13 protein-coding genes are annotated in these 11,921 nt (G+C 34.8%); 10 read left to right on the forward strand and 3 right to left on the reverse strand.

What is annotated here, in order from left to right; all coding sequences use genetic code 11:
* The 8 genes from KO527_RS15605 to KO527_RS15635 all read left to right on the forward strand — a co-directional run.
* Positions 1 to 877: AraC family transcriptional regulator (locus tag KO527_RS15605; protein ID WP_216041219.1), on the forward strand; the 877-nt coding region annotated here is incomplete at its 5' end.
* A 120-nt stretch (positions 878 to 997) separates the two neighbouring features.
* Complete coding sequence (locus tag KO527_RS15610) at positions 998 to 2,014, forward strand: ATP-dependent 6-phosphofructokinase (protein ID WP_216041220.1); 1,017 nt, start codon at positions 998 to 1,000, stop codon at positions 2,012 to 2,014.
* Positions 2,015 to 2,098: 84 nt separating this feature from the next.
* The gene (locus tag KO527_RS15615) at positions 2,099 to 2,428 is read left to right on the forward strand and encodes a hypothetical protein (RefSeq protein ID WP_216041221.1); all 330 of its coding nucleotides are present in this window, start codon (positions 2,099 to 2,101) and stop codon (positions 2,426 to 2,428) included.
* Positions 2,429 to 2,963: 535 nt separating this feature from the next.
* The gene (locus KO527_RS15620) at positions 2,964 to 3,137 is read left to right on the forward strand and encodes a hypothetical protein (protein ID WP_216041222.1); all 174 of its coding nucleotides are present in this window, start codon (positions 2,964 to 2,966) and stop codon (positions 3,135 to 3,137) included.
* 685 nt (positions 3,138 to 3,822) lie between these two features.
* On the forward strand, positions 3,823 to 4,410 hold the full coding sequence (locus KO527_RS15625; protein ID WP_216041223.1) for a 3'-5' exonuclease: 588 nt from the start codon (positions 3,823 to 3,825) through the stop codon (positions 4,408 to 4,410).
* A gap of 97 nt (positions 4,411 to 4,507) precedes the next feature.
* A complete protein-coding gene (locus KO527_RS15630; protein WP_216041224.1) occupies positions 4,508 to 4,861 on the forward strand; it encodes a transporter substrate-binding domain-containing protein in 354 nt (117 codons plus the stop codon).
* Positions 4,839 to 4,970: a hypothetical protein gene (locus KO527_RS26310; RefSeq protein WP_289847705.1), complete on the forward strand. Its 132-nt coding sequence runs from the start codon at positions 4,839 to 4,841 to the stop codon at positions 4,968 to 4,970. Before KO527_RS15630 ends, KO527_RS26310 begins: the two co-directional genes overlap by 23 nt.
* Positions 4,951 to 5,286, forward strand: coding sequence for a hypothetical protein (locus KO527_RS15635; protein ID WP_216041225.1), 336 nt, complete (start codon positions 4,951 to 4,953; stop codon positions 5,284 to 5,286). Before KO527_RS26310 ends, KO527_RS15635 begins: the two co-directional genes overlap by 20 nt.
* A gap of 204 nt (positions 5,287 to 5,490) precedes the next feature.
* On the opposite strand, the gene KO527_RS15640 is transcribed toward KO527_RS15635, so the two are convergent.
* Genes KO527_RS15640 through udk form a run of 3 tightly spaced genes read right to left on the reverse strand, consistent with a single transcriptional unit; the run spans position 5,491 to position 8,254 of the window.
* Entirely contained in the window at positions 5,491 to 6,330 is an 840-nt protein-coding gene (locus KO527_RS15640) for a 2OG-Fe(II) oxygenase family protein (protein ID WP_216041226.1), read from the reverse strand.
* A gap of 31 nt (positions 6,331 to 6,361) precedes the next feature.
* Entirely contained in the window at positions 6,362 to 7,585 is a 1,224-nt protein-coding gene (locus KO527_RS15645) for a NupC/NupG family nucleoside CNT transporter (protein ID WP_216041227.1), read from the reverse strand.
* A gap of 39 nt (positions 7,586 to 7,624) precedes the next feature.
* Positions 7,625 to 8,254, reverse strand: a complete 630-nt coding sequence (udk, locus tag KO527_RS15650; RefSeq protein WP_216041228.1) for a uridine kinase — start codon at positions 8,252 to 8,254, stop codon at positions 7,625 to 7,627.
* 343 nt (positions 8,255 to 8,597) lie between these two features.
* Here udk and KO527_RS15655 point away from each other — a divergent pair, with 343 nt between their 5' ends.
* Both KO527_RS15655 and KO527_RS15660 read left to right on the forward strand, forming a co-directional pair.
* Entirely contained in the window at positions 8,598 to 10,724 is a 2,127-nt protein-coding gene (locus KO527_RS15655; RefSeq protein ID WP_216041229.1) for a TonB-dependent receptor, read from the forward strand.
* A gap of 66 nt (positions 10,725 to 10,790) precedes the next feature.
* Positions 10,791 to 11,864, forward strand: a complete 1,074-nt coding sequence (locus KO527_RS15660; protein WP_216041230.1) for a PepSY-associated TM helix domain-containing protein — start codon at positions 10,791 to 10,793, stop codon at positions 11,862 to 11,864.
* Positions 11,865 to 11,921: the final 57 nt, after the last annotated feature.

The raw sequence follows: 11,921 nt of genomic DNA on the forward strand, positions 1-11,921 counted from the left end.
TTCGCAGCTAAGGATCACACCTGATCAGTTTAGTAGATTAATGAGAGAGCTGTGGCATCAAGGAAATGACGACTTTTTAGGCCTTGCAAGTCAAGCAACAAAACACGGTGTATTTACCTTAATGGCAAAACAAGCTGCTCATTGTCCAAACTTAAAAGCGGTATATCGCCATATCTGTCACTTTTATAACCTAATAACAGATGCAGTGACATTAGAGTTTAAAGTTGAAGATAACCTTGCCTACTTTACAATGACTTTAGCCGATGAATCTCTTGATCCTGATTATTCTTTGCGAGAATTTTTGATGTTAGTTTGGCATCGCTTTCCAAGTTGGCTTATTGGCCAACATATACCTTTAAAGTCAATTCATTTGGCCTATCCAAAGCCTCTACATATTGATGAATACAGCTTAATGTATCCCTGCCCGGCAGATTTTAATCAAGAGAGTACGACAATTATATTTGATACCAAATATCTAAAAATGCCCGTGATCCAAACAGCTAAAGCCCTTAGAATCTATCTTAAACGTGCACCATTTGATTGGTTTACGCGCCAAGCTTATTTTCAGGTGTTTACACAAAGAGTTGTAACTTATTTAGAAAATAATGCACAAATAGCATCAACAAATATGGATGCAATTGCGCAGCAATTACATGTCACAACACGTACATTAAGACGTAAACTAAATGATGAAGGTACCAGTTTTCAAGCATTAAAAGATAATGTGAGACGTGATACTGCAATTCACTTATTAAGCCAACCCAACATTCCAATATCAGATATTTCACGGCAACTTGGTTTTTCAGAGCCAGCGGTATTTACTCGCGCATTCAAACTTTGGACGGGTGTATCACCAAAAATTTACAGGACTAAATAAGCTGATAATTTGTAATTTGTAATTTGGACTTTAAATTTTAATTAACCAAATCTTAGATAGATCAGATAGATAACTTACGTTAATCTAGCGTCAGCAAAGATAAATATAGAGTTTTATACCATGGATAAAATAGTAATAGCAGATAAACCCATACTTGCCATAATTACCTCAGGTGGCGATGCGCCGGGTATGAATGCCGCTATTCGCGCAGTCACCTTAAAAGCAATTCAAAATGGGTATCAAGTATTCGGTTTTATCGCTGGATTTCATGGCATCATTGAAAAAGACTATATCGATTTAACTTTAAAAACGGTTGATAATATTATTCATAAAGGCGGCACTGTTTTAAAAACAGCACGCTGTAAAGCCATGTATCAAAGCGCAGGTGTAGCACAGGCTGCACAAAGCTTAAATGATTTAAGTATAAATGCATTAGTTGTAATTGGTGGAGATGGTAGCTTTAAAGGCGCACAAGCTTTAGGGCAACAATGGCAAGGTCAGCTAATTGGCATTCCCGGTACCATAGATAACGATATTAATGGCACAGATCAAACAATAGGGTTTTGGACTGCGATTGATACGGCACTTGATTGCATAGATAAAATTCGTGATACCGCTGATGCTTTTGACCGTATTTTTGTTATTGAAGTAATGGGCCGAGACTGTGGTTTTATTGCCATGGAATCAGGCATCGCATCGGGCGCACAGCAAATTATTTGCCATGAATTAATTGAAAACGAATCAGAATTCATCTCGCAGTTACTTGAATCAATTAAAGATGCAACTAAACACAATTATCCGCAAAGTTATGTGATAGTGGTTGCAGAAAACGCCCTATCATTCTCTACTGCAGAGCTTGCTAAAAAGATTTCAGCGCATACCGGTGTCGATACCCAAAGTGCAATTTTAGGGTATGTGCAACGCGGCGGCGCACCTGTTGCAATGGATAGGGTTTTAGCGACTCAACTTGGGATTAGTGCCGTAGATGCTATTTGTGCAAACAAAACAGATATCATGGTGGGTATGAAAAAAAGTGAAATAATCTATTTCTCACTTGCTGAAACCAATCAAAAAAATATCAGCAATCAAGCATTAATTAAAAGACTTGAGCAGTTTAGTTTTAACCTGACGATTTAATAATGTATGTAGTTCTTTTTAAATTGTACTTTTGAATCAAAATAACTAAGTCTGCTCGGTAACAATTTATAAAAAGGATATGTGATGGTTAGCAAAATAAGCATAGAAGAAATGGTTAAACGAGATCATCTAGGGAAAGAAGCTAAGGCAGGACATAAAGCTAAAGATGCAATTAAGAATAAAAAATATGATGAAGCATGGGGGTTCTTACATGAACAAAAACTCCAATATATGGAACACGCCAATATAAGTGGCTTTAATGTTGAACAAACCTTAGCTTTAGATGCAGATGTTCATGAGAACTTGGCTAATGTATTACGCTTAGAAAACAAGCACAAAGATGCCTTAATTCATATTGTTTATTGGGTAACAGCCCAAAACCATAGACCTAAAAAAAATCATGAAAAAAATTAACATCATACTTTAATCGTTGTAAATTAAAAAATACTACTTTAGGAGATGCAATTGCTTTTTCTTCTAATGTAAAAACGGCCAGCTTTATAACTTCAAAAGATAAAGTTACTGCATGGTTCCATAATGAAAATTAATTAACAGAACAAAATAACTAAGTCTGCTCGCTTTTAGTGAGTAAAACATCAAGTGCTTAACTGCGTTTTTTTATTTTTGCAAATTAAGTTCGCTTTTAATGGGGTAAAACTCCGGTTAATTAAAAAAAATTAAATTATTTTTAAAATTAAAGGGGGTTTTTAAGTTGTTGAATTTAATGATTTTATTTATATTTTAGTGGTGCCGGTTTAGATTTTTGCGAATTGTACGCTTTTTTTTGATTAGGTTAAAGTTTTACCTATTATCTCATGTTTTTATTACATTTAAGCTTTAATCGTCATTTGAATCACATACAAATGATTTGGTATAATGATTTTATTGATTTAAGAATCAGCACTTTGGTTGGAGTGTAACGCTTTTTTTATCACTAAAGGAAGTTAGTATGGCAAAAGCCAACCAAGCAAGAAACTACAGCACAGATGTAAAAATAGCTTTAATAAAAGCTGCACCGAAGATAATGCGACAAGTAAACGTATTTATTGGGTTGTGCTTTGCTAGTGATGTAGAGGCAGCAAGGGTAATAATAGATATCATTAGTTTGCAGACTACTATCTAATACACCCAAGCCAAAAATACGAAATGGATTTCGTACTTTTTATTCGAAAAAGATATATCCTTTTCAAGCTCAAATGTAATGTATATACATATTAATTACAACAAATATTCGTCACGAACTCCTACATAATTAGGCTTCATTTTACTATTTTTAGTCAATATAAATTTTAAAATCAGCCAATTAGCTATAGCAATTTACTTTATTCTAAAAAAGAAACATAGCCGCACAAAATACCCCAAAGTGATTCAAAACCGCCTATATTTTGATTCGTCGACTTAACAAAGCGGCTTTCTAGGCCGCATTACATTGTTTTATTAATAAGGTTTTATCACTCAAAACCGTGCAAAACATATATATTTTGATTCATTGCTAAAAATAGCTCCAATAAAAGTCTTATATATCAATAATAGTAGTTCTTTAAATCAGTAAAAATATGTCTCACTTTGTAACTAATAAAGTAGCTGAAGATAGTTAGATAATAAATGATTCAACAGCTTTTTATGATTTGTTTATTTAGTGCTAATCCAGCATTAAATTTAACAAAACGAATAAGTATACCTAAAATTTATCCCTAATAATTACGCTTTTTGGGTTATGGTAAAACACTAAAAAGTTTAAAATAGATGATGCAGCTTAGCGTATTGATTTATGTCTGATTTTAAAAAGTAAAAATAACAGGAATAAAATGCAACGTCCTACTAAGGAACAAATAAGGGAATTACCTTTATATTCAGGTATAAGCCTTGTTAATATTAAAATTATTGAAAATGAACAAGATGCAGTTGAGGCATTAAAACAGTTAATACATGAGCCCTGTTTAGGGTTTGATACTGAGAGTAAACCTATTTTTCGTAAAGGCGCAGTGAGCCCTGGTCCCACTTTAATTCAGCTTTCAACATCATCAAAAGCATTTTTGTTTCCAACTAAGTTCTCTGCAGCGCTGGCAGCTGCAAACGAAATACTTGCGAATCCTAATATTAAAAAAGTTGGCTTTGGACTTAAAGGCGATAACAAAGAACTACGATCTAAATTCAATATTAATATTTTAAATACGGAAGATTTATCAGTTAAATTAAAGAATTTAGTGGGTGATAAAAATCAAATTGGCGCGCAAGCTGCTGTTGCTATGGTGCTCAAATCACGTTTAGCAAAAGGGGCACAAATGTCAAACTGGGGTGCATATCCTTTAAATAAAAATCAAATATTATACGCCGCAAATGATGCGCACTGCGCTATTTGTATTGAACAGTCATTAGCTTCTTTTAAAAATTAAAATATAAAGCAGTGTATTGCTCTGCTCGACTATTCTTGTTTATACTAAAACTCGAAATTTTAATACAAGCCAGCAAAAGCTAAAGTCGAGATTTATATTGTTCACAAAGAAGTATCTTTATTTATTATTACTTTTACCTACATTTACAAGGTCTGAACCTTTAACAGTCGCAGCAATTGATTGGTGCCCCCAGTTATGCCCTATTACTGATGATACAATTTATACCAATGATCAAAAACCGGGCTTTATTATTGATATTGTAAAATCTGTTTTCAAAGACTCTGACTTTGATTTACAAATAGTTTATTATCCTTGGTCACGTGCAATAAAACTCGTTAAAGAAGGAAAGATTGATGTCTTGCTCTCTCCTGCCAAAGCTGAAGCCCCGACTTTAAGATATCCAAAAGAAAAAAATAGGAATTCAACGTATGTGTTTTTTCTCTTCCGTTGATTCTGACTGGCAATATCAAGGTGCATCATCACTTTCAGATATGCAAATAGGCATAGGGAACGATACGTCTATTGAAGAGCTAAACGATTATGTCAAAACCCACCCCTGAACAATTTCAGTTTCAGCCTTACCTTGGTCGTTATATAAAACAAAGCATAGGTAAACTTGATAAAAAACGCATTGATGCTTTTTTATTTACCTACAATACAACCATGCATGAGTTAAATAAAATGCAACTTTCACATAAATATCGCAATGCGGGTTGTGTTAATACGACAAATATTTATATGGCATTTACGCCCCAAGCACACAAAGAAAGTATACAGTCTGCAATGGATTTATTTGATAAAAATATGGCAGAGCTTCAAAAGAATGGAACAATTGAACGCATTATGAACAACTACCAGTTAACGAGTTGGCGTTAATATTAATTATTTCTCCTAATTACTAAACTTTAAAACGAAAAAAGGGCCTTACGGCCCTTTGCTCTTCGTTCAATATTTGTCTACTGCCTTAACCCCTTAAGACACCAAACAGTCCTTTAATTGATCTGTCCTTTGAGTTTATAATTTGATTTAAGCAAGTTACCTAAATCAATATAAACTCAATTAATGCTTGTTAATTTCTAATTATTTTACACCTAATTCTCTTAAACGTTCGTTTAAGTACTCATCTGCTGTGTAACGCTCTGATAACACAACTTCTGGATGCGGATGTAAAAATAAAGGCAATGAAATACGTGATTTCGTTGACGCTTTACCTGTTGGATTGATCACACGATGAATCGTTGATGGAAAATAACCACCTGACGTTTCTTGTAACATGTCACCAATATTAATAATTAAGTTACCAAAGTCACATGGTACGTCTAACCAAGACTCATCTTTGTTGAGTACTTGTAAGCCAGGCTCATTTGCTGCTGGTAAAATTGTTAATAAGTTAATATCACCATGTGCCGCTGCACGTATTGCACCTGGTTCTTCATCACCTGTCATTGGCGGGTAATGTAAAATACGCAATAAAGTTTGCTCTGAATTTTTGATCATATCTTTTAGATCAATCGAGAACTTTTCACTTACTTCTTTAGGTGCATTTTCTTGAACCCAAGTTAATAACTGCGCTGCAAGTTGGTTTGCTAAACGGTAATACTCACGTATTTGTTCTTCAAGTTGTGCTGGTACACGACCTTTAGGATATACATGGTAATACTCTTTAATATCTTTTACTTTATGGCCTTTAGCGATTTCTGACGTTTCGGGACCAAAGTAACCATCTTGATTTTCTTTGCTAAAAGGAAAATCTCTTTTTTCTTCAGAATTAAAAAATGCTTGCCAATTTTCATAAATTGACTCAACCAATTCTTTTGGAATTGGGTGATTTTTTAATACACCAAAGCCTGTATTACGTAATGATTCAACAAATAATTCAGCTGCGTCATCTGCTTTAAAATCTACCGTTTGTAATTCCATGTAAGTCGCCCTTAAATTTATAGTATCAATTTTAACTAATTGATAAGAAGAAGCCGGCAATGGCAGCGCTCATTAGATTAGCCATGGACCCTGCCATAACTGCTCTGAGACCTAGGCGGGCGATATCCTTACGACGACTTGGAGCCATGCCACCAAGTCCACCTAGCAAAATTGCAATTGAAGATAAGTTAGCAAAACCACATAATGCAAATGTAATCACAACTTGCGTATGTTCACTTAACTGATCTCTAAATTTTATAAAATCAAGATAGGCTACAAATTCGTTTACAACCAATTTTTGACCTATAAAACTACCCGCAGTGACAGCTTCACTCCAAGGCACACCTAAAAGCCAAGCGACTGGTGCAAATATGTATCCTAAGATTTGTTGTATTGTAATATCTGGCATACCAAACCATTCACCAACACCGCCTAAAAGACCGTTTAACATGGCAATTAAAGCTACAAACGCAAGTAGCATTGCACCTACATTAAGTGCTAAATGCATACCACTTGATGCACCACCTGCTGCTGCGTCAATCACATTTACAGGCTTGTCATCGTCATCAACTTTTATGTTTTCTAGATTTTCTATCGGTGTTTCTGTTTCTGGCACCATCATTTTTGCCATTAAGAAACCACCTGGTGCTGCCATAAAACTAGCCGCTATCAAGTACTTAAGATCAATACCAATAATGACATAACCGGCAAGTATAGAACCAGCTACTGTTGCAAGGCCGCCTACCATTACGGCAAACAATTCTGATTGCGTCATAGTCGGAATAAAAGGTTTTACAACCAATGGCGCTTCAGTCTGCCCTACAAAAATATTAGCCGTCGCTGATAGAGACTCTGTTTTTGACGTACCCAATAATTTTTGTAAACCTCCACCTAATATCTTTATGATCCAGTTCATAATGCCTAAGTAATAAAGCACCGCAACTAACGCAGAGAAAAATACAATGATAGGTAATACATTTAATGCAAATACAAAACCTATATTATCGGAAACTAAGCCTCCAAATAAAAATTTAATTCCATCATTCGCATAGTTAATAATACTTGATACTTTAGCTGAAACAGCGACTAAAACATCTTGACCTGCTGGGAAATATAAAACAAAGCCACCAATTAAAACTTGTAAACCAAATGCACAACCAACTGTTCGTAAATTAATTGCACTTCTATTGGTTGATGCGATAAACGCAACCAATAGTAAGGTAGTCATACCGACCAATGTCATGATTGTTGTCATTAAAATATCCTAAAATTCTTTCTAGCTTTTTAGCTATTATTATTGTTGTAATATTTGAGTAATTTTACTTTTAATTAAATCAATCGCGACTCTATTTTTGCCACCACGCGTTACAACTAGATCTGCATTTTGCTTTGATGGTTCAATAAATTGATAAAACATAGGTCGAACTGTTGCCTGATATTGTTCGATAACCGATGGTAAACTACGGCCACGCTCTTCAATATCCCTTTGCATTCTTCGCATTAAACAAATGTCTAATGGTGTATCTATAAACACCTTAATATTAAATTCTTCACATAATTTTTCGTCAGATAATAATAAGATACCTTCAACAATAATTACTTTAGCCGCATTAATACGTCTGGTTTTATCACTACGTGTATGTTGTGCATAATCATATGTTGGTACTTCTACTGCATTTCCTGCACGTAACTGCATTAAATGTTCACACATTAGCTCATGCTCAAACGCATCTGGATGATCATAGTTAGTCTGTGTACGGTGATCAAAAGGTAAATGAGACTGATCACGGTAATAGGCGTCTTCTTCTAAAATAGCAATGGCGCCGGGTTCTAATTCATTAACTAACTCATTATAGATAGTTTGGCTAAATAAAGACTTTCCTGATGCTGATGCACCAGCTATAGCAATAATGGTTCTAGTCACAAAAAATTACATCCAATCGAATAACAAAAGTAGCCTACGATAACAAAAATTTAAAAAAAGATCTCTGTGGCTAGATAGAAAAACGATAATTTACCCGCTCACTTCAATTGCAAACAGGACAAATGTCCGCTCACTAAATATATCTGGAAATCAACTCCTTTAAATCAGCATAAATCGTTTATTTATTTTTTAAATTCAAAATATTTAATACCTTAAATCGCTATTCTTTGATTTAAATTTATTAATATAATTATTAAACAACAAACCAGTTGCAAACGATAACAGTTAACATTAAGATTCGCGTGATTTTAAAACTCGTATATCACAAGGGATTTTTCATACCATGTTCAAAACGTCATTTAGTATATTAGCCTTACTCGTAGCATCTAATTTATCAGCCAATACACAAACTCCTAAACAGCCAGAAGATCTAGAACGTATTATCGTAACTGGTAGTCGTATTATAGAAAATATAGACGAAGTACCCGCTTCTATCACAGTTATTACTCGCCAACAAATTGAAGCACATCTAAAAGTATCTTCAGAATTACAAAATTTGCTTTCAATTTTAGTGCCTGGTATGGCGCCGAGTACCGGAACATCAAGTAACTCAACACAAACTTTGCGTGGCCGTGCACCCTTAGTCATGATCGATGGCGTGCCACAATCTACCCCGCTTAGAAACGGTTCTTTAGGTGTAAGAACACTTGACCCAAGTGCAATTGAACGTATCGAGGTAATCAAAGGTGCAACTTCTGTTTATGGTAATGGTGCAGCAGGCGGTATCATTAACTACATTACTAAAAAAGCAAATACCGACAAAGGCTTCTCAGGCGAAGCCAGCTTCTCTACACGCTTTAGTGCCGTAAAACTTGAAGACAGTGCCGGCACGAGATTTAGCTCAGCAATTAATGGCCAGTTAGATAAATTTAATTATGTAATGAGTGCCAGTTCTGAAGAAAATGGGGTTCAACGTGACGCTGAAGGAGACATCATAGGGTTAAAATATGGATTATCAGACAGCACAACACAAAATTATTTTACCAAACTTGGATATCAAATTGATGGCAGTAAAGCGCTCGCTTTAAGTTACAACTATTATAAATCAGAACAAGACTCAGATTTAGTTGACGTTGTTGGCAGTATTAATACCGGCATTAAAACTTACGCTATTAAAGCACCCGTTGGCACCGAGCGTATCGGCGAACCTCAGGGTCAACGAGGTAATCATAATGTCATGCTTAAATATACCGATGATGAACTATTAGATAATACGCGTTTAACGTTAGATGTTTATAGCCAAACAATTGAAAACGTATTTTTCTACTCACCGAAGTTATCGAATCCAAGCGAAGGATATGAGGGCGGCCAATCTCTTATCAAATCGGATAAAAAAGGCCTAAGAGCGACCTTTAATAGTCAGTTTGATTGGGATAAAGTTGAAGGTACCTTTATATACGGTATTGATGCATTGAATGATGTTACATCACAACCCATGGTTGATGGTCGCATTTGGGTACCTGAAATGGACATGAAAAATCTAGCAGGTTTTGTACAAACTAAATGGGTATTAAATGACGAATTTATTATTAAAGCAGGTATTAGACAAGACAGTATCGATTTATCAGTAGATGATTTTAAAACACTTAAATTATGTACTAATGTAGATACCTGCTCTATACCATTTAGTGTCAAGGGTGATACCTTAAATTACGATGCAACAACTTATAACGTGGCTATGAAGTATAATTTCTTTGATGCATTTAGCCCATTTATCAGTTTTTCTCAAGGTGCTGATATTTCGGATATTGGCCGTTTATTACGTACTGCAACGGTAACTGAGATCTCAGACATACGTACTGAAGCATCAATCATAGATAATTATGAACTTGGTTTTAGTTCAGAGTTTGATGATTTACGTTTTGAATTTTCTGTGTATCGCAGCACCTCGGAGCTTGGTACAACCAATAAGTTAGATCCTCAAACTGGAATTTATTTACCAGTCCGTGCACCACAAAAAATTTGGGGCTATGAAGCCTTAGTCGTTTATAAAATTAATGAAGCACTTAACTTTAATGCCACTTATAGCCAAGTTGAGGGAAAAAACACCCAAGAGGATGTTTATTTAGGCGCAAAGCAAATCAGTGCACCTAAAGCAACTATGAATCTTCAATGGCAACCTATTGATAATACGAACTTATCATTAACCTACCTTTATGTTGGTGATCGTAAACGTTTTGATGCCAATGACGATGGTAACTATGGTGGTGATCAAGGACCTATAGATAGTTATAGCGTATTTAATTTAAGCGCTAATTATAATATCAAACAATGGTCGATATTTACTGGCATCGAAAACTTATTTAATCAAGATTATTACTCTGCTCGCTCACAAGGATATAGTTATAAGGGTTATAACACTAAAAGCTTAGGTACCACAGTAACCGCTGGTATCAAGTACAGCTTTTAATATTTACACATCCCGTCCAAGCAGCTCAATTGAGCTGCTTTTTGTATTTTTGGAGTAGTATAAAAAATGAAGATTTGGTTACGCCGCTGTCATCTTCTGTTAGCCCTTTTAAGTGGGCTGTTTTTAATAAATTTAAGTGTATCTGGTGCCTTACTGGTATTTGGCAAAGAAATTCAATATTTAGTAAACCCTAGTATTTGGAGCGTCACACCTAAAAAATCACATAAACCTTTAAGCGACTTAATAACTAAAATTGAAACCTATAGTGGCTCAAAAGTTAAAATGTTTACCACCTCTCCTGAGCCAGAACTTGCTTGGCAGGCTAGATTAATGGATAAAACATTTATAAGTATCAATCAATATACAGGAGATGTTTTATTACAGTATAATTTTGATGATACTTTTTATGGGTTTGTAATGTACTGGCATAGGTGGCTCATTTATGAAAGTGGCAATAATAAACGTCCGCTTAAATTATATATCTCGATCGCAAGTTTAATCCTTATCATCGAAATGCTCTTTGGCTTATATATGTGGTTCAAGCCCAAAAAGCGGCTCAAAAGATTAAAAGTTAAACCCAGCGCTAAGCCTAAAGTTTTAATGTATCAACTTCATACTGTGATTGGGGTATTTTCAATCGTACCTTTAATCTTAATTGCCTTTTCAGGCATGGCATTTCATTGGAAAGACCAAACAAAACAAATTGTGAACTGGTTGAGCCCTGGAGAAATTGAATCTCGACCTGAAGCACCTAAGTCTATAGTTAAACAACACATCAATTTAGACTTTGCCTACGAGCAAGGACAAAAGGTATTAAGTTCAGGTGATATTTATCGCATATATTTACCGACAGAAGCTGACTCTCCATTGGCATTAAGGATAAAAATGCCTAAAGAAACTTATGCTTATAGCTGGGTTTGGGTAGACATATATACAGGTGAAATTTTAAAAGTATATGATGCGCAAACTGCTTCTATGGCAACACAAATTTGGCATTTTAAATATAAATTTCATATTGGTGATTTTATTGGTTTACCTGTTCGCATTTTATGGCTGTTTATTTCACTATTACCATTATTTTTTGTAATAACGGGTGCATATATTTGGTATTTCAGGAAAAAGATTAACATTAGCCGATAATTTTACGGACAAATGTCCTTTGCTATAAGCTAAATATCAACTTAAATGTATACTTAA

The organism is Pseudoalteromonas sp. C2R02, from assembly GCF_018860845.1.
Lineage (GTDB): Bacteria > Pseudomonadota > Gammaproteobacteria > Enterobacterales > Alteromonadaceae > Pseudoalteromonas.